Origin of the sequence: Streptomyces sp. NPDC001380 (assembly GCF_042895785.1) — a bacterium.
Taxonomy (GTDB): domain Bacteria; phylum Actinomycetota; class Actinomycetes; order Streptomycetales; family Streptomycetaceae; genus Peterkaempfera.
The window spans coordinates 295,944-321,724 of record NZ_JBIAWP010000003.1; the positions used below are offsets into that span (position 1 = coordinate 295,944).

The following is a 25,781-nucleotide window of genomic DNA, read 5'->3' on the forward strand; positions in this document are numbered from 1 at the left end:
CTTCGGCTACCAGGTGCAAACGCCTGAAAGCAGACGGTCACGCGGGTTACGGTCTGTTCCGTGTTCGCAGCAGAACGTCGCCAGTTGATTCTCGAAATGGTGCGCGCCAACGGGGCAGTGTCGCTCCGGGAGCTCGCACGTGTCGTCCAGACCTCCGAAGTGACCGTGCGCCGGGACGTACGGGCCCTGGAGGCCGAAGGGCTGCTCGACCGCCGCCACGGCGGCGCGGTGCTGCCCGGCGGCTTCAGCCGGGAGCCCGGGTACCCGCAGAAGACCCACCTCGCCGCGGCCGAGAAGAGCGCGATCGCCGATCTCGCCGCCGGCCTCGTCGAGGAGGGCGACGCGGTCGTCGTGGGCGCGGGCACCACCACGCAGGAGCTGGCCCGCAGGCTGGCCCGGGTCCCCGGGCTGACCGTGGTCACCAACTCCCTGCTGGTCGCCCAGGCCCTGGCGCACGCCAACCGCGTCGAGGTCGTGATGACCGGCGGCACGCTCCGGGGCTCCAACTACGCCCTGGTGGGCAGCGGCGCCGAGCAGTCCCTCCAGGGGCTGCGGGTGGCGCGGGCCTTCGTCTCCGGCAGCGGGCTCACCGCCGAGCGCGGCCTGTCCACCACCAACATGCTCTCCGCCAGCGTGGACCGGGCCCTGGTGCAGGCCGCCGCCGAGGTCGTCGTCCTCGCGGACCACACCAAGCTCGGCACGGACACCATGTTCCAGACGGTGCCCACCGACGCGGTCACCCACCTCGTCACCGACGAGCAGGCCACCGCCGACGACCGCACCGCCCGGGAGCTGGACGCGCTGGCCGACCGGGGGGTGCAGGTGACCGTCGCGCCGCTCGGCCTCACGGGCGACCAGCCGCAGTCCTACGGCCACGGCCCGGCGGCGCACCCCGGGGCTGCCGCGCCGGCCGATCCCCGGCGCGCCCCCCAGGGAGCCCCGCTGCCCGGCCAGCGACGTCCGGGCGCCCACGGCGGGCCGCCGCACGCCGCCCCGGGCGCCGCGTCCGGCGCGGGTCTGGCGGGGCCGGGCCAGGCGGCCCGGCTCGCGGAGCTGGGCAGCCGCCGCAAGCACTGAGGAGCGGGCGGGGGAGAGCGCCGGGCGGACCCGGCGGACCACGGCGGGCGGGACGGTGCGCGGGCGGCAGGGTGCACGGGCGGCACGCAGCAGGAGCGGGACGGCCCGCGGACGGCGGGCGCAGGCGGCGCGGAGCGGATGCGCGGGACGGCGCACAGGTGGGTGAGGCCCCCGGCGGGAGCTGCCGGGGGCCTCACTCTGCCGGCGCCGTTCGCGGTGCCGCGGCCCCCGGGTGGAGGAGTCGGGGTGCGCGGTCCGGCGGCGCCCCGCGGACACCGGGGCGGAGGGGTCCGGTGTCCGCGGTACCGGAGGAGCGGATGCCCGGGGCGGCAGGGAGGGGCCGGGCCGGTCCGGCCCCCTCCCCGCCGCCGCCGCGCTCTCTCCGGCGTCGAGGACCACGCTAGACCGGCCGCGCACGGGAGCCGGGGGTCTGCCGGAGGGCTTAGGGCGTGCTTAAGCGGCGGTTGACCGGCCGATCGGGTTGGCCGCCCGGACCGGCGGTCCGGCAGGCCGGTCCGGTGGGCCCGGGCGCCCGGAGGCGGGAGCCCGGAGGCGGGCGGAACGGGCGGGGCCCGCGGAGCGTGCTCCGCGGGGCCCCGCCCGGCTGCCGGGTCCGGCCGGAGCCGGCACCCGGGGTGCTGCAGCGGACGTCAGTCCTTGATCTCGCAGAGCACGGCGCCGCTGGTCACGCTCGCGCCGACCTCGGCGGACAGCGCGGTGACGGTGCCGGACTTGTGCGCGTTGAGGGGCTGCTCCATCTTCATGGCCTCCAGGACGACGACCAGGTCGCCCTCCTGGACCTCCTGGCCGTCCTCGACGGCGACCTTCACGATGGTGCCCTGCATCGGCGAGGCGAGCGCGTCGCCGGAGACCGCCGAGCCGGCCTTCCGGGCGCCGCTGCGGCGCTTGGCCTTGGCGGTGCCCGCGCCCGCGGCCGCCGGTGCGGCGGAGGCGCCCAGCGACGAGGGCAGCGAGACCTCGATGCGCTTGCCGCCGACCTCGACCACCACGGTCTCGCGGCCCTCGGGCTCCTCGCCCTCGGCGCCGCCGCCCGCGAAGGGGGCGATGGTGTTGTCGAACTCGGTCTCGATCCACCGGGTGTGGATGGTGAACGGCTCCGCGTCGCCGTGCACCTCGGGGGCGAACGCGGGGTCGGCGACCACCGCGCGGTGGAACGGGAGGGCGGTGGCCATGCCCTCGACCTGGAACTCCGCCAGCGCCCGGCGGGCCCGCTCCAGCGCCTGCCTCCGGGTCGCGCCGGTGACGACCAGCTTCGCCAGCAGCGAGTCCCACGCCGGGCCGATCACCGATCCGGCCTCCACGCCGGAGTCCAGCCGCACGCCGGGGCCGGTCGGCGCGGCGAACGCGGTGACGGTGCCGGGCGCCGGCAGGAAGCCGCGGCCCGGGTCCTCGCCGTTGATGCGGAACTCGAAGGAGTGGCCGCGCAGCTCCGGGTCGGTGTAGCCGAGCTTCTCGCCGTCGGCGATGCGGAACTGCTCGCGCACCAGGTCGATGCCGGAGACCTCCTCGGTCACCGGGTGCTCGACCTGCAGGCGGGTGTTGACCTCCAGGAAGGAGATGGTGCCGTCCGCGGCGACCAGGAACTCGCAGGTGCCCGCGCCCTCGTAGCCGGCCTCCCTGAGGATGGCCTTGGAGGCGCGGTACAGCTCCGCGTTCTGCTCGGGGGAGAGGAACGGCGCCGGGGCCTCCTCGACCAGCTTCTGGTGGCGGCGCTGCAGCGAGCAGTCGCGGGTGGAGACGACGACCACGTTGCCGTACCGGTCGGCCAGGCACTGGGTCTCGACGTGGCGGGGCCGGTCCAGGTACCGCTCGACGAAGCACTCGCCGCGGCCGAAGGCGGCGACCGCCTCGCGCACTGCGGAGTCGTACAGCTCCGGGACCTCCTCCAGCGTGCGGGCGACCTTCAGGCCGCGGCCGCCGCCGCCGAACGCCGCCTTGATGGCGATCGGCAGGCCGTGCTCGCGGGCGAAGGCGACGACCTCGTCGGCGCCGGAGACCGGGTCGGGGGTGCCGGCCACCAGCGGGGCGCCGGCGCGCTGCGCGATGTGGCGGGCGGCCACCTTGTCGCCCAGGTCGCGGATGGCCTGCGGCGGCGGGCCGATCCAGGTCAGCCCGGCGTCGATGACGGCCTGGGCGAACTCGGCGTTCTCGGAGAGGAAGCCGTAGCCCGGGTGGACGGCGTCCGCGCCGGAGTCGGCCGCCGCCTTCAGCACCTTGGCGATGTCGAGGTAGCTGGTGGCGGGCGTGTCGCCTCCCAGCGCATAGGCCTCGTCGGCCGCGCGGACGTGCAGCGCGTCCCGGTCCGGGTCGGCGTAGACGGCGACGCTGGCGATTCCGGCGTCAGAGCAGGCCCGGGCGACGCGGACTGCGATCTCTCCGCGGTTGGCGATGAGCACCTTGCGCACGATGGCTCCCTTCTTGAACCTAGGCGAGTGTAGGGAGCAGTGTTCCCTACTATCGAGTCACCCCCCGTGGTGACCTTGCCCACACGGAGAGTCATCCCGGGCCGTCACCGGCTGTGCCGCCTCCGTGACGACGCCCTGGTCACCACGGTACGCCGCGTCCCCGGACACCGCCGGAACCTCGCTGGAGCGGCGCAGTGGCCTTCACCACCCCGCCCGCGGATCCCGGGCCGTCCGCCCCCTTGAGCAGTGAGACGGACAGTCAGTAACGTTCCCCCGCCGGAGGGAAGAGGCGTCGGGGAGAGGGGGCGGGCCATGCGGAGAGCCGTACTCGTCGCGGCGGCGGTGCTGCTGCTGGCGGAGGCGCTGGTGTTCGCGGTGCTCGGCCTGGTCATGGGCCTGGCCGTGCGGAAGCAGTCGATGTCGATCGGCGGCCTGTCCACCGACGCCATGGCGGTCGGGGCCTGGGTCGGGCAGGGGCTGCTCGCGGCGTTCCTGCTGGTCTGCGCGGTGGTCGCGGCGCGGGCCGGACTGTCCGGTGCGGGCCGCCGCCACGGTGGGGCCCCGCGCGGCGCGGGCCGGCTCGCCCGGGGGCTGCTGGTCGGGTGCGCGGTGCTGCACGGCCTGCTGGCGGCCGTGCTGCTGGGGCTCGCCGGGTGGGCGGTCTTCATCGGGCTGACGCTGGTGCTGGCCGTCGTGGTGCTGGCGGTGCTGGTGCTGCGCGAGCCCCCGGCGGGGGCGGCCGGCGCCGACGCGCCGCCCGCCGACGTGCCGCCGGTGCCGCCCGTGCCGCCGGTCGCCGGCGGTCCGCAGCCGGCCTGAGGCGGCCCGGAGCGGGCCGGGGCGGCGCACCCGCCCCGGCCCCGCACCCGGCCCGACCCGGCCCCGGGCTCAGGACGACGCGGCGCCCGCGGTGCCGGCCGCGGGCTCGCCGGTCGGCGCGGGCGGGGGCGGCGGGGTGACCGCCTCGCGGGTGACGTCGGCCGCCAGCTCCACCACGTCCGGCCCGTAGGCCGGCGTGTTCACGGCCCTGACGACCAGGCAGAACGGTTTCCCCGCGCCGTACGCGCGCATCAGCCGCCGCCGGTGGGCCATCAGGTAGCGCACCGCCGCCTGGTTGGAGACCGAGGTCTGCCCGCAGACCAGGAAGACCGGGCGGCGGCTGTCCGAACCGGGGATGCGGGCCAGCACCGCGTACTCGGCCTGGTCCGGCACGCGGGAGAAGGAGTGCTCCCCCGCGGTGATCGGCATCGGGCTGCCGGGGCCGGTCCACTCGCCGACCCGCAGGCCGGGGAAGCGCCAGGCGAGGTGGGCGGCGGTCCGGCTGTTGACGGACGGGCCGCCGAGGCAGACCTCGGCCTTGGCGCCGACGCCCTGCTGCACCCGGTCGTGCGAGGCGATGTGGGCGTGGGCCCCGCACTCCCGGATCAGCGCCGCCAGCTCCATCAGCGCGTACGCGTCCGGCAGCGCCACGGCCGCGCCGTCCGGCAGCTTGGCGTGCCGGGGCACCACCAGCAGGCACTCGGTGCCCTCGGCCATGCCGAGGAACTCCCGGACGCGCGCCAGCCGCCGCCTGCGCCGCAGCGTCTGCGCCAGCCAGCCGAGTCCGGCGCTGACGAGGCTCGCCACCACGCCGAGCACCACGTTCAGCACTCCGTCGCCCATCCCCGGCCCCTTCCTGCCGCCTGCCGCGTCCCCGCGGCGCCCCTGCCCCGTCCGCGGGCGGCCAGGCTACCGGGATGACGCGATCATGCCCACAGGTCGGTGATCCGCACGCCCACCTCGGCCAGCAGGCGGCGCAGGAGGGGGAGGGAGAGGCCGATGACGTTCCCGTGGTCGCCCTCGATGCCCTCCAGGAACGGCGCGGACCGCCCGTCGAGGGTGAACGCCCCCGCGACGTGCAGCGGCTCGCCGGAGGCGATGTACGCCTCCACCTCCTCGTCGTCCGGGGTGCCGAAGCGGACCGTGGTGGAGGCGGTCGCGGCGGCGCGGGCGCCGGTGGCGACGTCGATCACGCAGTGGCCGGTGCGCAGCACGCCCTCCCGGCCGCGCATCGCCTGCCAGCGGGCGGTGGCGTCGGCGGCGTCGGCGGGCTTGCCGAGCGCCTCGCCGTCCAGGTCCAGCACCGAGTCGCAGCCGACGACCAGCGGGTTCTCCAGCCCCTCGGGGTCGACCGCCAGGCGCCCCGCCACCGCGGCGGCCTTGGCCTCGGCCAGCAGCAGCGCCAGTTCGCCGGGGGTGGAGGCGGTCAGGGCGGACTCGTCCACCCCGCTCACGATCACGTGCGGGTCGAGGCCGGCCTGCCGGAGCAGTCCCAGGCGGGCGGGGGAGGCGGAGGCGAGGACGAGGGTGCGGTGGTCGCTCATGCCGACCAGGGTAGAGCGCCGCGCCGGGCGCCCGGGGCCCGGTCAGCGCACCAGCAGGGCGAGGACCAGGACGGCGAAGACGGCGATGACGGCACCCGCGCGGCGCATCATCCCGAGCGCGCGCCGGCCTTCGGGTGACGGCTCGTCACGTGGATCCGACCAGAGCACACCACCGATGGTGCGCCCGCCGCGGGCCCCGCGCCTGAGTACGCGTACTCAGATCGGGGGCCGTGCGGTGCCGACGTGCGGTGCCGACGGCCGGCCGGGGAGGCCGTGTGTCAGCGGGCCCAGCCCGAGGTGCGCCAGGCGTGGGGGCCGGGGGCGGGCATGCGGCGCATGGCGGCGGCGCGGTCGGCCCAGGCGGAGGCCGGGCCGCCGGCGGTGCGCTGCGCGGCCGCGGCCGCCGCGGCCGCCGCGGCCCGGGCCGAGACCACCGCCATGACGGCGGCCAGCTCCTCGGGGGTGGGCTGCCCGTGCAGCACCTTGACGGGGGTCATGGGGCACTCCTGGTCGTCGGGCACCCCGGGGCGCGGGGGCACTCCTGGACGGATGGGCCCGCCGCCCGCCGGCGAGGGGCCGGCGGGCGGCGGGACGGGGGCGGCGGGACGACGGGCCGCCGGGGCCCGGCCCCGGCGGCGGGGCGGCTCAGAGCGGGATGTTGCCGTGCTTCTTCGGCGGCAGCGTCTCGCGCTTCTTCCGCAGCGCCCGCAGCCCCTTCACGACGTGCTGCCGCGTCTCCGACGGCAGGATCACCGCGTCGACGTAGCCGCGCTCGGCGGCGACGTACGGGTTGAGGAGCGTGTCCTCGTAGTCCGCCATGAGCTCGGCCCGCCTCGCGTCCTGGTCCTCGGCCTCGGCGATCTCCCGGCGGTGCAGGATGTTGACCGCGCCCTGCGCGCCCATCACCGCGATCTGCGCGGTCGGCCACGCCAGGTTGAGGTCGGCGCCCAGGTGCTTGGAGCCCATGACGTCGTACGCACCGCCGAACGCCTTGCGGGTGATGACCGTGATCAGCGGCACGGTCGCCTCGGCGTAGGCGTAGATCAGCTTGGCGCCGCGGCGGATGATGCCGTCCCACTCCTGGCCGGTGCCGGGGAGGAAGCCGGGCACGTCCACGAAGGTCAGCACCGGGATGTTGAAGGCGTCGCAGGTGCGCACGAAGCGCGCGGCCTTCTCGCTGGCGTCGATGTCGAGGCAGCCGGCGAACTGCATCGGCTGGTTGGCGACGACGCCCACCGCGTGGCCCTCGACCCGGCCGAAGCCGGTGACGATGTTGGGGGCGAAGAGCGACTGGGTCTCCAGGAACTCGCCGTCGTCCAGCACGTGCTCGATGACCCGGTGCATGTCGTACGGCTGGTTGGCGGAGTCCGGGACGATCGCGTCCAGCTCCAGGTCCTCCTCGGAGACGGCCAGGTCGGCCTCCTCCGCGTAGACCGGGGGCTCCTCCAGGTTGTTGGACGGCAGGTAGGACAGGAGCGCCTTGACGTACTCCACGGCCTCCTTCTCGTCCGACGCCATGTGGTGCGCCACGCCCGACTTGGTGCTGTGGGCGCGCGCGCCGCCCAGCTCCTCGAAGCCGACGTCCTCGCCGGTGACGGTCTTGATGACGTCCGGACCGGTGATGAACATGTGCGAGGTCCGGTCCGCCATCACCACGAAGTCGGTGATCGCGGGGGAGTACACCGCGCCGCCCGCGCACGGGCCCATGATCAGCGAGATCTGCGGCACCACGCCCGAGGCGTGCACGTTGCGGCGGAAGATCTCGCCGTACAGGCCGAGCGAGGCCACGCCCTCCTGGATGCGGGCGCCCCCGGAGTCGTTGATGCCGACGACCGGGCAGCCGGTCTTCAGCGCGAAGTCCATGACCTTGACGATCTTCTCGCCGAAGACCTCGCCCAGCGAACCGCCGAAGACGGTGAAGTCCTGCGCGAAGACCGCCACCGGGCGGCCGTCGACGGTGCCGTAGCCGGTCACCACGCCGTCGCCGTACGGGCGGTTGTGCTGCTGGCCGAAGTTGGTCGAGCGGTGGCGCGCGAACTCGTCGAACTCCACGAAGGAGCCCTCGTCCAGCAGCTGCTCCACCCGCTCGCGGGCGGTCATCTTGCCCTTGGCGTGCTGCTTCTCCACGGCGCGCTCCGAACCGGAGTGCACCGCCTCGTCGATCCGCCGCCGCAGGTCGGCGATCTTCCCCGCGGTGGTGTGGATGTCGGTCTCCGCTTCGGCCATCCCGCGCTTCTCCCTAGGTAGTCGCCGTGAGCTGGTGAGGGTGGGTGCTCAGAGGTCGGCCCTGGCCGCTGCCGTACCGCCGGGAAGGGGGGACGGGGCGGAGGATTACCACTGCGTAGCGTAGCGATCACGGGGACGTTGTCAGTATGGCGAGCACCACAGGCGCCCCAGGGTTTCCGCCGCCGCGGGTCCGCCGCGGGTCCGCGGCGCGGTGGTTGCCCGCATAGACATCTCAGGGGATCAACAAGTCAAGTCGTCTGCCTGATCCAGGGGATGGAAGCGGGGCGCGCCTCATCGGTCGGCGTGCGTCAACATGGTCTGCCGGGCGGAAATGTGGCGGCCGGGTGGGGGCGATCGATCGGTGAGGGTGGGGTCCGTGGATCAGAGCGAAGACCAGATCTTGGCTGATGAGCTTGCTGCTCTTGGCGCGGTGGGCGGGGGCAGTGGTCGCTTGGTCCGGGTGGTGGCCAAGCTGATGAGAAAAGACGTCCATGAGATCGATCTGCTCGTTCCCTTGCCGTTCGACGATGCGGTGGAGCGCGTCTCCGATGTGCTCGGGAGGGCTGGCCGCGCAGTCGAGACCGCGCCAATTGGCTCTGGCGAGGACGAGACGATCCGCGTTGTCGCCAGCGGCGGTGCCGGCGGTCTGAATCCCGTAGTGGTGACCGCGCGAGTGCTCAAGGTCGATGAGGACAGCTCGGAGATCTGGCTTCGTGCAGCTGCCAAAGAGGGGCTGATCAGGCAGCGAGCTGGAGAGAAGACCGCCGTCCGTCTTGCCGCCCAGCTGAGCAAGGCAACCGGAGCGGACAGGGCAGGCGGGTGAGCTGCGGGTCGAGAGCAGCCCGGACTATGTCTGAGCGTCTGATGCTTCCGGGGACAGAGCCAGCGGTGTGAAGGCGCGCTGCTCGTCGAACGGCTGCCGGGTCTTCATGCAGTGATGGAGCTGGCCGAGGAAGCGGTTGAGCAGGTGACGCTGGGCGGCGTTGTGCCAGTCGCCGTGCTCGCGTCGGCGCCGGTAGTGGGAGTTCGCCCCCGGGGATGCCTGGAGGGCTGAGAATGCCCAGAGGAAGCCAGCGTGCATGAGCCGATTGTTCTTGACGAAGCGGCGGCCGACGAAGCGTTTCTTGCCGGATGCGCGGGTGATGGGGGCGGATCCGGCGTAGGACTTGAGCGCTCTGGCGTCGGCGAAGCGGGTCCGGTCGTCTCCGATCTCGGCGAGAACGCGGGCTCCGAGCTGGGGGCCCAGGCCGGGGAAGCTGAGCAGGATCTCGCTGTCGGCGTGCTGATGGAAGGCGGCTTCGGTGGCCGTGGCGAGGTCGTCCGCGGCATGGCAGAGGGCATCCAACTGCTTGAGCAGGGCCAGCAGTTGCTGGCCGAAGGCGTCCTCGACGGCCGGGAGGTGGTGGGCGTACTCGGCGCGGAAGACGCTCCGCAGGCGCTCGGCCTCGGTGTCGAAGGCCCGGGTGCGCCCACTGCGTTTGAGGGCGGCCCGGATCTGGGCGAGGGTGAGCCGGGCAGCCTTCGCCGGGGTCGGGGCCAGGGTGAGGATCACCCTGGCGTCTGCCCTGGTCAGGCCGCCTTCCTTGCCCTGGAAGGCGTGGAGGGCGGCGGGGTAGTACTCGCGTAGCAGCGAGCGGACCTGGTTGGCGACCTGCTGGCGGCTCCAGACGGCATCCTGCTGGGCGCGGGACAGCACCGCGATGGCCTGGGCGAGCTCGCTGTCGACGGGCAGCGGCCGGTGGGCGTGCATGTCGGTGCGCAGGATGTTCGCCAGGACCAGGGCGTCGCCGGGGTCGGACTTCTTGCGGCTGACGCCGTGCCGGTCGCGGTAGCGGGAGGCGGCCAGCGGATTGATCGCGAAGACCTTGCGGCTGCCGGCGCGAAGGGCGGCCACGAGCAGGCCGCGGCTGGTCTCGATGGCCACGGGTATCGGGTTCTCTCGGCTGTCGCCGTGTTCGGCTAAGAGGTCCAGGAGCTTGTTGTAGCCAGCCACGTCGTCGCTGATACGAGCCTTGGCGAGCAGGGTGCCGGTGTCGTCGACGACGGCGACGTCGTGGTGGCGCTCCGCCCAGTCGATGCCGCAGAACACGGTCAAGATGCCCTCCTCAGATCCGTTCATTTGTGCAGGTCACGAGCACATGCGGGTCGCGCGGCGCCCTAATCCCAGGACTCGCAGGTCCGCCATCTCAGTAGCCGTTCGCGACACCAGCGCACCCCAGGGGCTCGGTCTTTCTGCAGAGCTCGCGGGCTCGCGGAGTGGAACGAGAGGTCGGCCCTGGGGCGGGCTCGCGCCGTGACGGACAACGTCCGGCCGGCCGCCGCGAGTTTCGCAGTAGTCACGGAGACACCGGGCTGCGCCGCTCTTGACAGAGGCCTCGAAGGGCCCGGGGAAACGGAGGCATCAGCCCGGTGCCCGCGTCATCACTGCGAAGCACGGACGGTGGTGGGTTCCGTGGCGATGGCGAAGGCGCCGGGTCTCGCCGCTCTATGCGAAGGCCTCTGGGCCAGGCTGGCTACAGGCGTTGCCCGACGCCCACGTCACCACGGAACCACTGGTGGACAGCGGCGCCAGTCTCAGAGCGGGTCTCCCGGACCAAGAGGGCCGAAGGCGTTCCGCCGTCCGTCGAAAGCCGCCCGTCGGCCCCTTGTGGGGACCAGACCGAACCGCCTACACCCTGGATTAGGCTGGCGCCGTGAGCGACGAGACGGGCGGCAGCCGCCGCCGCACCAGCGGACTCAGGGGCTTCACCGGCGAGGGGCCCTCCCCCTGGACCGACCTGGACCGGCCGCCGCTGGACGCCGCCCGGCTGCGCCGCGCCCTGGTCGCCCCCGGCGGCCTGTGGACCTCCCTGGAGGTGGTCGCCGAGACCGGCTCCACCAACAGCGACCTGGCCGAGCGCGCCCGCGGCGGCGCGCAGGAGGGCGCGGTGCTGGTGGCCGAGCGGCAGACCGCGGGCCGCGGCCGCCTCGACCGCCGCTGGACCGCCCCCGCCCGCTCCGGCCTCTTCCTCTCCCTGCTGCTGCGCCCCGGCCCCGGCGTGCCGCCGCACCGGTACGGCTGGATGCCGCTGCTGGCGGGCGTCGCGGCCGCCTCCGCCCTCTCCCGGATCGCCGAGGTCGAGGTCGGCCTGAAGTGGCCCAACGACCTGCTGGTCACGGTGGACGGCGAGGAGCGCAAGCTCGGCGGCGTCCTCACCGAGCTGGCCGACGGCGCCGTCGTCCCCGGCATCGGCGTCAACGTGTCGCTGCGTGCCGCCGAACTGCCGGTGCCCGGCGCCGGCTCCCTCGCCCTCGCGGGCGCGGCCGTCACCGACCGCGACACCCTGCTGCGGGCGCTGCTGCGCTCCTTCGCCGAGCTGTACGAGGAGTGGCGGCGGGCCGGCGGCGACCCCGAGGCCAGCGGCCTGCTCCCCGCCTACACCGCCCGCTGCACCACCGTCGGCCGCCGGGTCCGGGTGCTGCTGCCCGGCGACCGGGCCCTGGAGGGCCGCGCGGTCGCGGTCGACGGCGACGGGCGGCTGGTGGTGCGGACCGGCGACGGCGCCGAGCACGCGGTGAGCGCCGGGGACGTCGTGCACGTCCGCCCGCAGCCGGAGGAGCCGGGCCCGCCGCCCGGCCCCGGCGAGCGGCCGGGGCCGGGGGACGCCCGGCGGCCGGAGGGGCCCGTGCGGCCCGCGGGCCCGGAGGGGCCGGAACCGGATGAGCGGTGACCGGCGTCCGAAGCACGGAAGCGCGGGTCCGCATCGCGGCCGGATACCCCGGTCCCGGTGATTCCGTGCGAACATTCCTCAGGACGGCGGTGTGAGGCAGGCCACTGCGGCAGCCCGCGGCCCGAGGCCCGGCTCGACGGCGGAGAAGTGCGGCGACCGCACGGGGATGGAACGGTGACAGACGACGACGGCACGACGCGGGAGCGGCTGCCCGGACCCGACCCGGACCCGGCGGGCCGCCCCCGCCCGGCGGACCACCCCGACCCCGCCGGCCCGCCCGACGCGCAGGACGACGAGAGCACCGTCGCGCTCAGGCTGGAGCAGCTGATCCTCGACGCGCCGCGCCGGTACACCCCGTACCAGGCGGCGCGCTCCGCGGACGTCCCCATGGAGCTGGCCAGCCGCTTCTGGCGGGCGATGGGCTTCCCCGACATCGGCCAGTCCCGCGCCCTCACCGACGCCGACGTCATCGCGCTGCGCCGCCTCGCGGGCCTCGTCGAGGCGGGGCTGATCAGCGAGCCCATGGCGATCCAGGTGGCGCGCTCCACCGGCCAGACCACGGCCCGGCTCGCCGAGTGGCAGATGGACACCTTCCTGGAGAGCCTCACCCAGTCGCTGGAGCCCGGCCTCTCCCGGGCCGACGTCGCCTACCCGCTGGTGCAGCTGCTCCTGCCGGAGCTGGAGGAGTTCCTGGTGTACGTGTGGCGGCGCCAGCTGGCCGCCGTCACCGGCCGCGTCGTCCAGGCCGCCGAGGACGACGAGGTGACCAGCGGACGCCTCGCCGTCGGCTTCGCCGACCTGGTGGGCTTCACCCGGCTGTCCCGGCGGCTGGAGGAGGAGGAGCTCGGCGAGCTGGTCGAGACCTTCGAGTCCACCTGCGCCGACCTGGTCGCCGGCCACGGCGGGCGGCTCATCAAGACCCTGGGCGACGAGATCCTCTACGTCTCCGACGACCCCGCCGTGGCCGCGGAGATCGCCCTCGCCCTGGTGGAGACCCTGACCAAGGACGACACGATGCCCGCGCTGCGGGTCGGCATGGCCTTCGGCACGGTCACCTCCCGGATGGGCGACGTCTTCGGCACGACCGTCAACCTGGCCAGCCGGCTCACCTCGATCGCGCCGAAGGACGCCGTGCTGATCGACGGGGAGTTCGCCGCCGCCCTGGAGCGGGAGGGCGCGGTGCCGCCGTCCGCCGGGGCCGCCCCGGGGACCCCGGCGGAGGGCCTCGCCGAGGCCCTCTCCACGGTCGCCGCCGTCGGGGTCGCCGCCGGCGGACCCGTCCACACCGTGGACCGGAAGGCCCCGGAGCACCGCTTCCACCTGCAGCCCATGTGGCGCCGGCCGGTGCGCGGGCTCGGCCTGGTCGAGCCCTGGCTGCTCACCCGCCGCCCCGAGCGCGGCTGACCCACGCCGCGCCCGCGCCCGCCCCCGGGCGCCCGCCCCCGTGCCGCGGCCGGGTGTCCTCCGTCCCGTCGAACGCACTCCCACCGGTCGGGCATATCGTGGCAAAGCCGCCGTAATCTTGATCCCATCGATGGCAGAGAGGGAGACCGTGGGCGGCGAGGCGCAGCGGGCGGAGGACGCCCCGGCGGTGGTGGACCCGGACGCGCGGCTGCGCGCCGTCGTCGAGATCGCCCAGGCGATGGCCGCCGCCCAGTCCCCCCTGGAGGCGGTGCGGGCCGCCGCGGGCCGGGCCCGCGGGGCGCTGGGCGCGGCGATGTCCGCCGTCTCGGTGTGGGACCGCGAGTCGGGGCGGCTGCGGGTGCTGGTCAACCACGGCGACCTGGCGCCGGGCGAGGAGCCGCTGCCCGAGGACGAGTCCTACCCCGTGGCCGACTTCCCCGAGATCGTCAGCTTCCTCGACGCCCAGCGCCGGCTGCCCCGCGCCTGGGTGCAGACCGCGGACGACGGCGAGGCCGGGCCGCCCGCCGGGGTGCCCCCGCGCGGCGCCGCCTTCAGCCGCCAGCGGGCCGCCACGCTGCGCCGCCGGGGCCGGTCGTCCTGCCTGGTCGCGCCGATCGTGCTGCACGGCCGCGCCTGGGGGGAGCTGTACCTGGCCCGGGGCCTGGGCAGCCCGGTCTTCACCGCCGGGGACACGGACTTCGCCACCCTGGTCGCGGCGCAGATCTCGGCGGGGCTGGCCCAGACCGAGCGGCTGGAGGACCTGCGGCGTCTGGCCTTCACCGACCCGCTGACCGGCCTGGCCAACCGGCGCGCCGTGGACGGCCGGCTGGACGCGGCCCTGGAGGCGCACCGCCGCGAGGGCATGGTGGTCTCCCTGGTGGTCTGCGACGTCAACGGGCTCAAGCGGATCAACGACGTGCACGGCCACGAGGTCGGCGACCGCCTGCTGGAACGTTTCGCCAGCCTGCTCTCCCTGTGCGGCGCCCGCCTGCCCGGCAGCATCGCCGCCCGGCTCGGCGGCGACGAGTTCTGCCTGCTGGCCGAGGGCCAGAGCGCCGACGAGGTGGTCCGCGTCGCCGAGGAGCTGTGCACCCGGGCGCTGGAGCTCGGCGAGGGCGAGGGCGTCGCCTGCGGCGTCGCCTCCACCGGCGACCCCATCGGCCCGGTCACCACCGCCGACCGCCTCTTCCGGCTGGCGGACGCCGCCCAGTACCGGGCCAAGGCCGCCCGCGCCGCCGAGCCCGTGGTCGCCGGGCGGGGGCGGTCGCCCGACGCGGTGGTGCAGCTCGCCGACTCCGCCGAGCGGTCCGGCCGCGGCGGCCGCGGCCGGCGGCCCGACCGCCGGCGCTTCCGGGGCGCCCTGCACAGCGCCGACCCGGCCCAGCTGATCCCGGCCGTCCTCGCCGTCCTGGACGCGGGCCACACCGTCGACGGGCAGCCCGTCCGCGTCGCCCACCCGGCCGACACCGCCGGCCGCCTCGCCGCCGTCGCCGAGACCGCCGCACGGATGCTGGACGCCGTCGCGTGGTGGACCTCCTACGTGCCGCCGGGCTCCCGGCGGATGCGCACCGTGCGGTACTCGGTGCACCGGATGACCCGGGGGCCCGCCGGCGCCGGGGCGCAGGCGCAGCGCGCCCTCAACGAGGCCCCCGACGCCGTCTTCGACCTGCGCTCCTACCCGCTGACGGAGCGGGCCGTCCGCGGCGACGCCTTCGCCCTGCGCACCGGCAGCCCGGGCAACGACCCCGCGGAGGAGGCCGTGCTCGTGGTCGGCGGCTACCGCGGGATGGTCGCGGCGGGCGGCAGCAACGCCGCCGGGGGCTGGCTGGTCGAGCTGTTCGCGGACGAGGCGACGCTGCCGCTGGCGGGGGTCGCCCCGGTGCTGCGGGCGCTGGTGGCCGTGGCGCTGTCGGGCCCGGCCTCGCCGCCGGACTGAGCGGGCGGGCGCGCGGCGCCGGACCGCGCGTGCGGCCCCGCCGCCGTGCGGCCGTGCGACCCCGCCGCCGTGCCGAGGGGCCGTGGGGCGGGGCGGGCCCGTCCGGCCCTGGTCCACGGCGGCCGGGCGGCGGGCGCGGCGCGGGCCACGCCCGCACGCGCCCCGCGGGTCAGCCCGCCGGCGCGCCCGTGACGCGCTCCGCCCCCGCGTACAGGTTGGCGGACCGGCCGCGCAGGAAGCCGACCAGGGTCAGGCCCAGCTCCGCGGCGAGGTCGACGGCGAGGCCGGAGGGCGCGGAGACGGCCGCCAGCACGGGGATCCCGGCCATGGCCGCCTTCTGGGTGAGCTCGAAGGAGGCCCGCCCGCTGACCATCAGCACGTGCCCGGACAGCGGCAGCAGCCCCTCCCGCAGGGCCCACCCCACCACCTTGTCGACGGCGTTGTGCCGCCCCACGTCCTCCCGCACGCAGCGCAGCTCCCCGTCGGCGGTGAAGAGCCCGGCGGCGTGCAGGCCGCCGGTGGTGTCGAAGACCTTCTGGGCGGCGCGCAGCCGGTCGGGCAGGGCGTACAGCACCTCGGGGTCCAGCCGCACCGGGTCGGCGGCGACGTCCCAGTGCGAACGGGTGCGCACCGCGTCCACGGTGTCGCGGCCGCAGATGCCGCAGGCGCTGGAGGTGAGGAGGTTGCGGTGCAGGGAGACGGGGATCTCCGCGGCGCCGCGCACGGCGGCGTCCACCACGTTGTACGTGTTGGCGCCGTCCGCGTCCGTCCCGGCGCAGTACCGGAGCGCGGCCAGGCGGTCCGCGGAGTGCAGCAGCCCCTCGGAGACCAGGAAGCCCGCCACCAGGTCGAAGTCGTGCCCGGGGGTGCGCATGGTCACCGTGAGCGGCTGGCCGCCGATCCGGATCTCCAGCGGCTCCTCGGCCGCCAGGGAGTCCGGGCGCACACTGCTCGCCCCGTCCCGCAGCCGGACCACCCTGCGGCGCTCCGTCACCCGTCCCATGCCGTCACCCGTCCGTCCCGCGCCGTCGCCCGTCCCGTGCCGCTGCCCGTGCCGCCGTCCGCCGCCTGCGCGGCCCATCCTCCCCCGGTCCGGCACCCTTCCCCGATCCGGGCCCCTTACCCGGTCCGGGCGGCCCCACCGGGTTGTCATACTGCCATTCACCTGATGAGAATGTGCATATGGATATGCATGCCGTGGAGGGCGAGAGCACCGTGGTGACGGTCGGCAAGGATTCTGTCAGCGCGCACGACGTGCTCGCCGTGGCCCGCGGCGGCGCCCGGGTCGAGCTCTCCGCCGCGGCCCTGGACGGGATGGCCGCCTCCCGCGCCCGCATCGACGCCCTGGCCGCCGAGCCCCGCCCCGTCTACGGCGTCTCCACCGGCTTCGGCGCCCTCGCCGTCCGCCACATCAGCCCCGAGCTCCGCGCCCAGCTGCAGCGCTCCCTCGTCCGCTCGCACGCCGCCGGCATGGGCCCGGCCGTCGAGCCCGAGGTCGTCCGCGCCCTGATGTTCCTGCGGCTCAAGACCCTCGCCTCCGGCCGCACCGGCGTCCGCCCCCTGGTCGCCCGGACCATGGCCGCCGTCCTCAACGCGGGCATCACCCCCGTCGTCCGCGAGTACGGCTCGCTCGGCTGCTCCGGCGACCTCGCGCCGCTCTCCCACTGCGCCCTGGTCCTCATGGGCGAGGGCGAGGCGTACGGGCCCGACGGCACCGTCCGCCCCGCCGGCGAGCTGCTCGCCGAGGCCGGCATCACCCCCGTCGAGCTGCACGAGAAGGAGGGCCTGGCCCTCATCAACGGCACCGACGGCATGCTCGGCATGCTCGTGATGGCCTGCGCCGACCTGGCCCGCCTCTTCACCACCGCCGACATCACCGCCGCGATGTCCCTGGAGGCGCTGCTCGGCACCGAGCGGGTCCTCGCCCCCGAGCTGCACGCGATCCGCCCGCACCCCGGCCAGGCCGCCTCCGCCGCCAACATGCTCAAGGTGCTCGCCGGGTCCGGCCTCACCGGCCACCACCAGGACGACGCGCCCCGCGTCCAGGACGCCTACTCCGTGCGCTGCGCCCCGCAGGTCGCCGGCGCCGGCCGCGACACCCTCGACCACGCCCGCCTGGTCGCCGACCGCGAGCTGGCCTCCGCCGTCGACAACCCCGTGGTGCTGCCCGACGGCCGCGTGGAGTCCAACGGCAACTTCCACGGCGCGCCCGTCGCCTACGTCCTGGACTTCCTGGCCGTCGCCGCCGCCGACCTCGGCTCGATCGCCGAGCGCCGCACCGACCGGCTGCTGGACCGCAACCGCTCGCACGGCCTGCCGCCGTTCCTCGCCGACGACCCGGGCGTCGACTCCGGCCTGATGATCGCCCAGTACACGCAGGCCGCCCTGGTCAGCGAGAACAAGCGCCTCGCGGTGCCCGCCTCGGTCGACTCCATCCCCTCGTCGGCGATGCAGGAGGACCACGTCTCCATGGGCTGGTCCGCCGCCCGCAAGCTGCGCACCGCCGTGGACAACCTCGGCCGCGTCCTCGCCGTGGAGCTCACCGCCGCCGCCCGGGCGCTGGAGATCCGCCGCAGCGCCTACACCTCGCGCGACACCGACCCGCTGGCCCCCGCGACCGCCGCCGCGCTGGCCGCCGTCCGCGCGGCCGGGGTCGGCGGCGTCGGACCGGACCGCTTCCTCGCCCCCGACCTGGACGCCGCGGCCGCCCTCGTGGCGGGCGGCGGACTGGTCGGGGCCGTCGAGGCCGTCACCGGGCCGCTGGCCTGATGCGGGGGACGGCGGCCGGTGCCGGGCGCGGCCGGGGTCACTCCCAGCCGTCCCGGCGCCGCCGCCGCTCCTCCCGCTCCTCCCGGCGCTCGCCCAGGGCGGCCGCCGCGTTGACCCCCACGATCCCGGCCCACACCACCACCAGCCCGGTCAGCCCGCCGGTGCCGCCGCCGACGCCGGAGAGCGGGATGCCCAGGGCCAGCGAGATCACGGCCAGCCGGCTCCCGGCCCGGCCCCGCGGCGGCCCGTACGCCCCGCGCCGCGCCGGTCCGTACGCGTCCAGCCGCTCGGCGACCCGCTGCTCCACCCGGGCGTCGAGCCGGGCGTCGACCCGGGCCAGGAACGCGTCGACGACCTCCTCCTCGTACTCCGGCCCCAGCTCCTTGCGGGTCTGGACGGCGGCGTCGAGGTCCTTGTGCAGCTCGGTGCGCGGCGGCTTCTCCATGCGGTCCAGCGTGGTCCCCGCCGCCCCGGCCGTCCAGGGTTCTCGGGGGCGAACGGGGGGTCTCTCAGGGGCGGTTCAGGGTCGTCCCCGCCGCCCCGGCCCCGGCCCGCCCCCGCCCCGCCCCCAGGCCGCCGCCGGCAGCCCGCCCCGCGGACCGCCGCGCCCGGCATCCGGAAAGCCCTTGCCCCGTTGAATGGCCTCATGCACAGTCGGCAGTGCCTGAAGCAGTGCCTGAAGCAGCGGCCGAAGCAGTGGCTGGACCAGAGCCCGCACCGAGGAGACCCATGACCACCGCCGACGAGGCGCTCGGCCCCTCCGCCCGCCTGCTGCGCCTCTTCGAGGGCAGCCGGCTCACCCCCACCCAGCGCCGCATCGCCCACGCCCTGGTGCAGCACGCGGCCGACGCGCCCTTCCTCTCCAGCGTCGAGGTCGCCGAGCTCGCCGGGGTCAGCCAGCCCTCCGTCACCCGCTTCGCCGTCGCCCTCGGCTACGACGGCTACCCCGGCCTGCGCAGGCGGCTGCGGGACCTCGGCCCCGCCGAGGCCGCCGCCGGAGCCGCCCCCGCCGAGTCGCCCCGCGACGCCGTCCGCAACGAGCAGCAGCGCGCCGTCCTCGCCGAGATCGACAACCTCAACCGGCTCGCCGAGCTCCTCGCCGACCCCGAGCCGGTCGCGCGCGCCGCCCGGATCCTCGCCGCCTCCCGCCCGCTGCCGGTCCTCGGCCTGCGCGCCGCCTCCGCCCAGGCCCGCGGCTTCGCCTACTTCGCGGCCAAGGTCCACCCCGACGTGCGGCTCCTCGACGAGGGCGGCTCCATGCTCACCGACCGTGTCGAGCAGGCCGCGGCGGCGGGCGCCTCGGCGCTGATGTGCTTCGCCCTGCCCCGCTACCCCCGCGAGCTCACCGACGCCCTCACCGCCGCCCGCGACTGCGGGCTCACCGTGGTCACCGTCGCCGACAGCGCCTTCGCCCCCGTCGCCCGGATGTCCGACCTGCTGCTGCCCGCCGCCGTCGGCAGCAGCCTGGTCTTCGACACCGCCTGCGCGCCGATGGTGCTCGGCCGGGTCCTGCTCCAGGCCATGTGCGACGAGCTGCCCGGCGCGGAGGCCCGGCTGGAGGCCTTCGAGCACACCGCCGCCGCCCGGGGCCTCTTCCTCGACTGAGTGCCCCCGGCAGGGCTCCCCGGCGGCGTCCCCCGGCCGGAGCCCGCGTCCGGGCCCCGGCCGGGAGCGGTCAGCGGGTGGTGCGCCAGACCACGTCGATCCCGCACTCGCCCGGCGCCTGCGGCGCGTCCGGCGCGGCGGGGCGCCGCTCGGCCTCGGTGAGGCCCGCCCGGCGGGCGACGGCGCCGCTGGCGTGGTTGGCCGCGTCGTGGTGGATCTCCACCCGCTCGGTGCCGGGCAGCGCGAAGGCCGCCTCCACCAGCGCCCGCGCGGCGGCCGTGGCCAGGCCCCGGCCCGTCCAGGCCGGGTGCAGCCAGTAGCCGATCTCCAGCCCGCCCGGCCCGATCCGGCGCATCAGCGAGCCGTTCCCGACGTCCTGCCCGTCGCAGGTGATCGCGTAGTCGTACGCCTCGCCTGACTCCCAGTGGCGCTCGCAGTCCGCGGTGTAGGCGGTGGCGGCCGCCGCGTCGTGGTGCGCGGCCCACGGCATCCAGGGCAGCAGGTGGTCGAGCGACTCGGTGACGAGCCGGTCCACGGCGGCGGCGTCGGCCGCCCGGCGACGGCGCAGGACGACGGGGCCGGAGGCGATGGTCTCGGGAGGGTGTTCCATGCCTGCCGATCCTGCCCCGGCGCCGAGCCGCCCGGCAACGGGTTATCGCAGGTCGCGGCCTCCGCCCGGGGGGACCGGATGGGCCGATCGGCCCACGCCGGGGTGCGGAACCGGCGGACTTCGGGCAGGGGGCGGTGCGCCTGCGCCGTCCCGGCCCGGCCGCGCCGTACAACCGACGCCGTGGACGTGGCGGCGGCGGAAGGCGGGCGGGCATGAGAGGCATCACGCGGGCGGGGGCCGCGGCGGCGGGGGCACTGTGCCTGCTGGCGGCGGCGCAGACGCAGGCCCAGGCGGCGGCGAGGGGGGTCGCGGCCCGGCCGGCGCCGGAGCGGTCGCTGCTCTCCGCGGTGGCCGGGGCCGACCTGGGGTCGCTGGCCCAGGTGACGTCCGGGGTGCTCTGCGGGCCCCTGGTCGGGGTGACCTACAAGGCGCCCGTCGAGTGCGTGAACGGCGCGATCCACAGCGGCAACAGCGTGAACAGCGGGAACTTCGTCAACCACGGCAACCCCAACAACAGTGGCAACCTGTCCAGCGTCAACGGCTCCTCCAACGCGGCGAACTCCACCGCGGGCGACAGCGTGGACAGCGGCAACACCGTCCAGGCCGTGGGCGGGCGGGGCGGGCGGCGCTGACCCGGTCGGGGCCCGCCGCCGTCCGGGTGAAGAGGCGGCCCCGCACGTTCGGGCCGCGGCCGCCGAGGTAGCCATCCCGGGGCGGCCGCGTCCCGCTCCGGGGCGCGCCGGGAGCGGAGGTGCGCGGTGCGTGGAGTGACGAGGTGCCTGGCGGTGGGGGCGGGAGCCGCCGGCCTGCTGCTGCCCGGGGCGGCGTCCGCGTCGGCGGCGTCCTGGGACGGCCCGCCCGGCCTGCTGTGGGACTTCCCCGACGGCAACCGGACGGACATCGACGCGGACGTCCGCTGCGCCGAGGGCACCCGGATCTGCGCCAACGGCCCCGTGCACAGCGGCAACCTCAGCAACAGCCAGAACGTGCGGCTCGACGGCAGCGCGAACGACTCCGGCAGCCCCACGAACATCGTGGGCTCACCCAACAGCAACAACACGACCGAGGGCGGCGGCGACAACAGCCGCAACAACGAGCAGTACCTCGGCACCGGGCGCCGCCGCTGAGCCCCGCCCGCCGCTGGGCCCCGCCGCGGCTGCGGGCGTCCGCCGCGGCGGTCCGGGGAGCCGGCCCCGGAGCCGGCCCCGGCCTCTGGTCGGCCGTCCGATGATTGGATACATTCATACAAGCACTGAGTGAATGGCTCCATCCACCCCGCCCGGACGGCGGACCAGGGAGGTCGAGGCGCATGACGCAGCAGCAGAGCGGCCCGCGCAAGGTCAGGGCGCCCCGCGGCACCGCGCTCGGCACGCAGGGCTGGCAGCAGGAGGCCGCCCTGCGGATGCTCATGAACAACCTCGACCCCGAGGTCGCCGAGCACCCGGACAAGCTCGTCGTCTACGGCGGCACCGGCAAGGCCGCCCGCGACTGGCGCTCGTACGACGCCATGGTCCGCACCCTGCGCACCCTCAGGCAGGACGAGACCATGCTCGTGCAGTCCGGCCGCCCGGTCGGCGTCATGCAGACCCACGAGTGGGCGCCGCGCGTCCTCATCGCCAACTCCAACCTGGTGGGCGACTGGGCGAACTGGGAGGAGTTCCGGCGTCTGGAGCAGCTCGGCCTCACCATGTACGGGCAGATGACCGCCGGGTCGTGGATCTACATCGGCACCCAGGGCATCCTCCAGGGCACCTACGAGACCTTCGCCGCCGTCGCCGCCAAGCGCTTCGGCGGCACCCTCGGCGGGACGGTCACCCTCACCGCCGGCCTCGGCGGCATGGGCGGCGCCCAGCCCCTCGCCGTCACCATGAACGGCGGCGTCGCGCTCTGCATCGACTGCGACCCCAGCCGCATCGCCCGCCGGATCGAGCACCGCTACCTCGACGTGCGGGCCGACTCCGTCGAGCACGCGCTCCGGCTCGCCGTCGAGGCCCGCGACCGGCGGGAGCCGCTCGGCATCGGCCTGCTCGGCAACGCCGCCGACCTCGTCCCGCAGCTCCTCGCGATGGACGCGCCGATCGACATCGTCACCGACCAGACCAGCGCCCACGACCCGCTCGCCTACCTGCCGACCGGCGTCGACTTCGCCGACATGGCCGAGTACGCCCGCACCAAGCCCGCCGAGTTCACCGAGCGGGCCCGGGAGTCGATGGCCCGGCACGTGGAGGCGATGGTGGGCTTCCTCGACAGGGGCGCCGAGGTCTTCGACTACGGCAACTCCATCCGCGGCGAGGCGCAGCTCGCCGGGTACGGGCGCGCCTTCGCCTTCCCCGGCTTCGTCCCCGCCTACATCCGGCCGCTGTTCTGCGAGGGCAAGGGCCCGTTCCGCTGGGCCGCGCTCTCCGGCGACCCGGCCGACATCGCGAGGACCGACCGGGCCGTCCTCGACCTCTTCCCCGAGAACGAGTCCCTCGCCCGCTGGATCCGCATGGCCCAGGAGAAGGTCCACTTCCAGGGCCTGCCCGCCCGCATCTGCTGGCTGGGCTACGGCGAGCGCGACCGGGCGGGCGAGCGGTTCAACGCCATGGTGGCGAGCGGCGAGCTGTCCGCGCCGGTCGTCATCGGCCGCGACCACCTCGACTGCGGCTCCGTCGCCTCCCCCTACCGGGAGACCGAGGCCATGCTCGACGGCTCCGACGCCATCGCCGACTGGCCGCTGCTCAACGCCATGGTCAACGTCGCCTCCGGCGCCTCCTGGGTCTCGATCCACCACGGCGGCGGCGTCGGCATCGGCCGCTCGATCCACGCCGGGCAGGTCACCGTCGCCGACGGCACCGCCCTCGCGGGGGAGAAGATCCGCCGCGTCCTCACCAACGACCCGGGCATGGGCGTCATCCGCCACGTCGACGCCGGCTACGACCGCGCCGCCGAGGTCGCCGACGAGCGCGGGGTCCGCGTCCCCATGCGCGAGGGCGGGGAGGGCTGAGTGGCCCCCGCACAGGAGGCCCGGGCCGCCGGGGAGCGTCCCGGCGGCGCGGGGCGGCCCGGCGCCGAGGAGCGGCTGGGCGCCGCCGGTGACGCGTACCGGCGCATGTGGCGGGAACTGCTGCCCGTCGGCCGGTACGGCGCCACCGGCGGCTACCGCCGCCACGCCTGGAACGGCGCCGACGCCGAGTGCCGGGCCTGGTTCGAGGAGCAGGCCCGCTCCCGCGGCCTGGCGTACGAGGTGGACCGCAACGGCAACCAGTGGGCCTGGTGGGGCGACCCCGGGGCCGGGGACGCCGTCGTCACCGGCTCCCACCTGGACTCCGTGCCCGACGGGGGCGCCTACGACGGCCCGCTCGGCGTGGTCTCCTCCTTCGCCGCCGTCGACGCCCTGCGCGGGCGCGGCGCCCGGCCCGTCCGGCCGCTCGCCGTCGTCAACTTCGGCGACGAGGAGGGCGCCCGCTTCGGCGTCGCCTGCACCGGCTCCCGTCTCACCACGGGCGTCCTGGCGCCGGAGCGGGCCCGCGCGCTGACCGACGCGGACGGGGTCCGCCTCGCCGACGCCATGGAGCGCGCCGGCCACGACCCCGCCGCCCTCGGGCGCGACGGCGACCGGCTCGCCCGTATCGGCGCCTTCGTCGAGCTCCACGTCGAGCAGGGCCGGGCCCTGGGCGACCACCCCGTCGGCGTCGCCTCCGCGATCTGGCCGCACGGCCGCTGGCGGTTCGACTTCCACGGTGAGGCCAACCACGCGGGCACCACCCGCCCGGAGGACCGCCGCGACCCCATGGCCGCCTACGCCGGCGCCGTGCTCGCCGCCCGCGAGCACACCCGCGGCGGCGGCGCCCTCGCCACCTTCGGCCGGGTCGCCGTGGAGCCCAACGGCACCAACGCCATCGCCTCCCTGGTGCGCGGCTGGCTGGACTCCCGCGCCGCCGACGAGCCCGCCCTGGAGGACGCCGTGGCGGCGGTCCGCCGCGCCGCCGAGGAGCACGCCGCCCGCGAGGGGGTGCGCGTGGAGGTGGCCCGCGAGTCGTACACGCCCGTCGTCTCCTTCGACGTCCCGCTGCGCGACCGCCTCGCCGCCGCCGTGCGGGCCGCGACCGGCCGCGAGGTGCCGGTGCTGCCCACCGGCGCCGGGCACGACGCGGGCATCCTCTCCGCCGCCGTGCCCACCGCGATGCTCTTCGTCCGCAACCCCACCGGCGTCTCCCACTCGCCCGCGGAGTCCGCCGAGGAGTCCGACTGCCTCGCCGGGGCCGCCGCCCTGGCCGACGTCCTGGAGGAGCTGGCGTGCCGGTGACGACCGCCTACTGGGCCGAGCACGCCTGGCTGCGGCGGCCGGGAGCGCCCGCCCCCGCCGTCGAGCAGCAGGTGCTGGTGGAGGTCGGGGGCGACGGCCGCATCACCGCCGTCACCCCCGGCTCCGGCCCCTGCCCGCCCCGTGCGGTCCGCCTCGGCGGCCTGCTGCTGCCCGGCATGGCCAACGCCCACTCGCACGCCTTCCACCGGGCGCTGCGCGCCACCGTCCAGGTCGGCTCCGGCACCTTCTGGACGTGGCGCGACCAGATGTACCGCTTCGCCGCCGCCCTCGACCCGGACACCTACCTGGCCCTCGCCACCGCCGTCTACGCCGAGATGGCGCTCGCGGGCACCACCTGCGTCGGCGAGTTCCACTACGTCCACCACACCCCCGGCGGCGCCCCCTACGCCGACCCCAACGCGATGGGCGAGGCGCTGGTGGAGGCCGCCGCCCGGGCCGGGATCCGCATCACCCTGCTCGACACCTGCTACCTCTCCTCCGGCTTCGGCGCCGCCCCCGAGCCCCACCAGCGGCGCTTCAGCGACGGCGACGCCGACGCCTGGGCCGCCCGCGCCGCCGCGTTCGCCGACGCCCACCGCGGCACGCCCCACGCCCGGGTCGGGGCCGCCGTCCACTCGGTGCGGGCCGTGCCCGCCGGCCAGCTCGCCACCGTCGCCCGCTGGGCGGAGGAGCGCGGCGCCCCGCTGCACGTCCACCTCTCCGAGCAGACCGCCGAGAACGACGCCTGCCTCGACGCGCACGGCGCCACCCCCACCCGGCTCCTCGCCGACCACGGCGTCCTCGGCCCGCGCACCAGCGCCGTCCACGCCACCCACCTCACCGGTGAGGACGTCCGGCTCCTCGGCGGCTCCGCGGCCTCCGTCTGCATGTGCCCCACCACCGAGCGCGACCTCGCCGACGGCATCGGGCCGGCCCGCGACCTCGCCGACGCCGGCTGCCGCATCACCCTCGGCAGCGACAGCCACGCGGTCGTCGACCCCTTCGAGGAGGCCCGCGCCCTGGAGCTGGACGAGCGGCTGCGCACCCGCCGCCGCGGCCACTGGACCGCCGCCGCCCTGCTGCGCGCCGCCGGCGAGGACGGCCACGCCTCCCTGGGCTGGGAGGAGGCCGGCCGGATCGAGCCGGGCGCCCTCGCCGACCTCACCGCCGTCGCCCTGGACTCCGTGCGCACCGCCGGCGCCGTCCCCCGGCTCGGCGCCGAGACCGCGGTGTTCGCGGCGTCCGCCGCCGACGTCCGCCACGTCGTGGTGGGCGGCCGCCACGTCGTCCGCGACGGCGTCCACCAGCTGGTCCCCGACGTGCCCGCCGCCCTGCGGGACTCGATCGCCGCCCTGCGCGGCCGGTAG

The 25,781-nt window shown here is 76.1% G+C and carries 23 protein-coding genes; 13 read left to right on the top strand and 10 right to left on the bottom strand.

Annotated elements, in window-relative coordinates:
• Positions 1-96 precede the first annotated feature (96 nt).
• Positions 97-1,077, top strand: a complete 981-nt coding sequence (locus ACFY07_RS06205) for a DeoR/GlpR family DNA-binding transcription regulator (RefSeq protein ID WP_390867677.1) — start codon at positions 97-99, stop codon at positions 1,075-1,077.
• A gap of 650 nt (positions 1,078-1,727) precedes the next feature.
• Here the strand turns inward: ACFY07_RS06205 and ACFY07_RS06210 are convergent.
• The gene (locus ACFY07_RS06210; protein WP_390867608.1) at positions 1,728-3,503 is read right to left on the bottom strand and encodes an acetyl/propionyl/methylcrotonyl-CoA carboxylase subunit alpha; all 1,776 of its coding nucleotides are present in this window, start codon (positions 3,501-3,503) and stop codon (positions 1,728-1,730) included.
• 312 nt (positions 3,504-3,815) lie between these two features.
• Here ACFY07_RS06210 and ACFY07_RS06215 point away from each other — a divergent pair, with 312 nt between their 5' ends.
• On the top strand, positions 3,816-4,322 hold the full coding sequence (locus ACFY07_RS06215; protein ID WP_390867609.1) for a hypothetical protein: 507 nt from the start codon (positions 3,816-3,818) through the stop codon (positions 4,320-4,322).
• A gap of 69 nt (positions 4,323-4,391) precedes the next feature.
• Here ACFY07_RS06215 and ACFY07_RS06220 read toward each other — a convergent pair whose 3' ends face one another.
• The 5 genes from ACFY07_RS06220 to ACFY07_RS06240 all read right to left on the bottom strand — a co-directional run bounded on the left by ACFY07_RS06220 (position 4,392) and on the right by ACFY07_RS06240 (position 8,092).
• Positions 4,392-5,165, bottom strand: a complete 774-nt coding sequence (locus ACFY07_RS06220) for a hypothetical protein (protein WP_390867610.1) — start codon at positions 5,163-5,165, stop codon at positions 4,392-4,394.
• Between the two features lie 83 nt (positions 5,166-5,248).
• On the bottom strand, positions 5,249-5,866 hold the full coding sequence (locus tag ACFY07_RS06225; protein ID WP_390867611.1) for a Maf family protein: 618 nt from the start codon (positions 5,864-5,866) through the stop codon (positions 5,249-5,251).
• Positions 5,867-5,908: 42 nt separating this feature from the next.
• Positions 5,909-6,034, bottom strand: a complete 126-nt coding sequence (gene mmpB, locus ACFY07_RS06230) for a morphogenic membrane protein MmpB (protein WP_255743832.1) — start codon at positions 6,032-6,034, stop codon at positions 5,909-5,911.
• Between the two features lie 110 nt (positions 6,035-6,144).
• Entirely contained in the window at positions 6,145-6,363 is a 219-nt protein-coding gene (locus ACFY07_RS06235) for an acyl-CoA carboxylase epsilon subunit (protein WP_230648493.1), read from the bottom strand.
• A gap of 148 nt (positions 6,364-6,511) precedes the next feature.
• Positions 6,512-8,092 carry an acyl-CoA carboxylase subunit beta gene (locus ACFY07_RS06240; protein WP_390867612.1) on the bottom strand — a complete coding sequence of 527 codons (1,581 nt, stop codon included), beginning with the start codon at positions 8,090-8,092 and terminating at the stop codon, positions 6,512-6,514.
• Between the two features lie 376 nt (positions 8,093-8,468).
• Between ACFY07_RS06240 and ACFY07_RS06245 the strand changes: the two genes are divergently transcribed.
• The gene (locus ACFY07_RS06245; RefSeq protein WP_390867613.1) at positions 8,469-8,915 is read left to right on the top strand and encodes a hypothetical protein; all 447 of its coding nucleotides are present in this window, start codon (positions 8,469-8,471) and stop codon (positions 8,913-8,915) included.
• 24 nt (positions 8,916-8,939) lie between these two features.
• On the opposite strand, the gene ACFY07_RS06250 is transcribed toward ACFY07_RS06245, so the two are convergent.
• The gene (locus ACFY07_RS06250) at positions 8,940-10,211 is read right to left on the bottom strand and encodes an IS110 family transposase (protein WP_390867614.1); all 1,272 of its coding nucleotides are present in this window, start codon (positions 10,209-10,211) and stop codon (positions 8,940-8,942) included.
• 574 nt (positions 10,212-10,785) lie between these two features.
• Here ACFY07_RS06250 and ACFY07_RS06255 point away from each other — a divergent pair.
• The 3 genes from ACFY07_RS06255 to ACFY07_RS06265 all read left to right on the top strand — a co-directional run bounded on the left by ACFY07_RS06255 (position 10,786) and on the right by ACFY07_RS06265 (position 15,142).
• Positions 10,786-11,802 carry a biotin--[acetyl-CoA-carboxylase] ligase gene (locus ACFY07_RS06255; RefSeq protein ID WP_390867615.1) on the top strand — a complete coding sequence of 339 codons (1,017 nt, stop codon included), beginning with the start codon at positions 10,786-10,788 and terminating at the stop codon, positions 11,800-11,802.
• A 315-nt stretch (positions 11,803-12,117) separates the two neighbouring features.
• Positions 12,118-13,206, top strand: a complete 1,089-nt coding sequence (locus ACFY07_RS06260) for an adenylate/guanylate cyclase domain-containing protein (protein ID WP_390867678.1) — start codon at positions 12,118-12,120, stop codon at positions 13,204-13,206.
• 130 nt (positions 13,207-13,336) lie between these two features.
• Positions 13,337-15,142 carry a diguanylate cyclase domain-containing protein gene (locus tag ACFY07_RS06265; protein ID WP_390867616.1) on the top strand — a complete coding sequence of 602 codons (1,806 nt, stop codon included), beginning with the start codon at positions 13,337-13,339 and terminating at the stop codon, positions 15,140-15,142.
• Between the two features lie 169 nt (positions 15,143-15,311).
• Here ACFY07_RS06265 and fdhD read toward each other — a convergent pair whose 3' ends face one another.
• Positions 15,312-16,145: a formate dehydrogenase accessory sulfurtransferase FdhD gene (gene fdhD, locus ACFY07_RS06270; RefSeq protein WP_230648485.1), complete on the bottom strand. Its 834-nt coding sequence runs from the start codon at positions 16,143-16,145 to the stop codon at positions 15,312-15,314.
• Between the two features lie 185 nt (positions 16,146-16,330).
• On the opposite strand from fdhD, the gene hutH reads away from it, so the two are divergent.
• Complete coding sequence (gene hutH / locus ACFY07_RS06275) at positions 16,331-17,911, top strand: histidine ammonia-lyase (protein ID WP_390867679.1); 1,581 nt, start codon at positions 16,331-16,333, stop codon at positions 17,909-17,911.
• A gap of 37 nt (positions 17,912-17,948) precedes the next feature.
• On the opposite strand, the gene ACFY07_RS06280 is transcribed toward hutH, so the two are convergent.
• Positions 17,949-18,356 (bottom strand): hypothetical protein, encoded by a 408-nt coding sequence (locus ACFY07_RS06280; protein WP_230648483.1) that lies wholly within the window; start codon positions 18,354-18,356, stop codon positions 17,949-17,951.
• Between the two features lie 284 nt (positions 18,357-18,640).
• On the opposite strand from ACFY07_RS06280, the gene ACFY07_RS06285 reads away from it, so the two are divergent.
• Entirely contained in the window at positions 18,641-19,516 is an 876-nt protein-coding gene (locus tag ACFY07_RS06285) for a MurR/RpiR family transcriptional regulator (protein ID WP_230648481.1), read from the top strand.
• 70 nt (positions 19,517-19,586) lie between these two features.
• Here ACFY07_RS06285 and ACFY07_RS06290 read toward each other — a convergent pair whose 3' ends face one another.
• A complete protein-coding gene (locus ACFY07_RS06290; RefSeq protein ID WP_390867617.1) occupies positions 19,587-20,126 on the bottom strand; it encodes a GNAT family N-acetyltransferase in 540 nt (179 codons plus the stop codon).
• Positions 20,127-20,338: 212 nt separating this feature from the next.
• On the opposite strand from ACFY07_RS06290, the gene ACFY07_RS06295 reads away from it, so the two are divergent.
• The 5 genes from ACFY07_RS06295 (at position 20,339) to ACFY07_RS06315 (ending at position 25,781) form a co-directional block, all read left to right on the top strand.
• Positions 20,339-20,758 carry a hypothetical protein gene (locus ACFY07_RS06295; RefSeq protein WP_390867618.1) on the top strand — a complete coding sequence of 140 codons (420 nt, stop codon included), beginning with the start codon at positions 20,339-20,341 and terminating at the stop codon, positions 20,756-20,758.
• 153 nt (positions 20,759-20,911) lie between these two features.
• On the top strand, positions 20,912-21,253 hold the full coding sequence (locus tag ACFY07_RS06300) for a hypothetical protein (RefSeq protein WP_390867620.1): 342 nt from the start codon (positions 20,912-20,914) through the stop codon (positions 21,251-21,253).
• Between the two features lie 182 nt (positions 21,254-21,435).
• On the top strand, positions 21,436-23,112 hold the full coding sequence (hutU, locus tag ACFY07_RS06305) for a urocanate hydratase (protein ID WP_390867621.1): 1,677 nt from the start codon (positions 21,436-21,438) through the stop codon (positions 23,110-23,112).
• A 105-nt stretch (positions 23,113-23,217) separates the two neighbouring features.
• Positions 23,218-24,414: an allantoate amidohydrolase gene (locus ACFY07_RS06310; protein ID WP_390867680.1), complete on the top strand. Its 1,197-nt coding sequence runs from the start codon at positions 23,218-23,220 to the stop codon at positions 24,412-24,414.
• Positions 24,405-25,781: a formimidoylglutamate deiminase gene (locus ACFY07_RS06315; RefSeq protein ID WP_230648470.1), complete on the top strand. Its 1,377-nt coding sequence runs from the start codon at positions 24,405-24,407 to the stop codon at positions 25,779-25,781. The genes ACFY07_RS06310 and ACFY07_RS06315 overlap by 10 nt, the downstream gene beginning before the upstream one ends.

What these genes read in the sequence shown, in the direction of transcription:
- ACFY07_RS06205 (WP_390867677.1), top strand. Translation starts at nt 97, where the DNA reads ATGGTGCGCGCCAACGGGGCAGTGTCGCTCCGGGAGCTCGCACGTGTC.
- ACFY07_RS06215 (WP_390867609.1), top strand. Translation starts at nt 3,816, where the DNA reads ATGCGGAGAGCCGTACTCGTCGCGGCGGCGGTGCTGCTGCTGGCGGAG.
- ACFY07_RS06220 (WP_390867610.1), bottom strand. Translation starts at nt 5,165, where the DNA reads ATGGGCGACGGAGTGCTGAACGTGGTGCTCGGCGTGGTGGCGAGCCTC.
- ACFY07_RS06225 (WP_390867611.1), bottom strand. Translation starts at nt 5,866, where the DNA reads ATGAGCGACCACCGCACCCTCGTCCTCGCCTCCGCCTCCCCCGCCCGC.
- ACFY07_RS06235 (WP_230648493.1), bottom strand. Translation starts at nt 6,363, where the DNA reads ATGACCCCCGTCAAGGTGCTGCACGGGCAGCCCACCCCCGAGGAGCTG.
- ACFY07_RS06240 (WP_390867612.1), bottom strand. Translation starts at nt 8,092, where the DNA reads ATGGCCGAAGCGGAGACCGACATCCACACCACCGCGGGGAAGATCGCC.
- ACFY07_RS06250 (WP_390867614.1), bottom strand. Translation starts at nt 10,211, where the DNA reads ATGAACGGATCTGAGGAGGGCATCTTGACCGTGTTCTGCGGCATCGAC.
- ACFY07_RS06265 (WP_390867616.1), top strand. Translation starts at nt 13,337, where the DNA reads ATGGCAGAGAGGGAGACCGTGGGCGGCGAGGCGCAGCGGGCGGAGGAC.
- fdhD (WP_230648485.1), bottom strand. Translation starts at nt 16,145, where the DNA reads ATGGGACGGGTGACGGAGCGCCGCAGGGTGGTCCGGCTGCGGGACGGG.
- hutH (WP_390867679.1), top strand. Translation starts at nt 16,331, where the DNA reads ATGCATGCCGTGGAGGGCGAGAGCACCGTGGTGACGGTCGGCAAGGAT.
- ACFY07_RS06280 (WP_230648483.1), bottom strand. Translation starts at nt 18,356, where the DNA reads ATGGAGAAGCCGCCGCGCACCGAGCTGCACAAGGACCTCGACGCCGCC.
- ACFY07_RS06285 (WP_230648481.1), top strand. Translation starts at nt 18,641, where the DNA reads ATGACCACCGCCGACGAGGCGCTCGGCCCCTCCGCCCGCCTGCTGCGC.
- ACFY07_RS06290 (WP_390867617.1), bottom strand. Translation starts at nt 20,126, where the DNA reads ATGGAACACCCTCCCGAGACCATCGCCTCCGGCCCCGTCGTCCTGCGC.
- ACFY07_RS06295 (WP_390867618.1), top strand. Translation starts at nt 20,339, where the DNA reads ATGAGAGGCATCACGCGGGCGGGGGCCGCGGCGGCGGGGGCACTGTGC.
- hutU (WP_390867621.1), top strand. Translation starts at nt 21,436, where the DNA reads ATGACGCAGCAGCAGAGCGGCCCGCGCAAGGTCAGGGCGCCCCGCGGC.
- ACFY07_RS06310 (WP_390867680.1), top strand. Translation starts at nt 23,218, where the DNA reads ATGTGGCGGGAACTGCTGCCCGTCGGCCGGTACGGCGCCACCGGCGGC.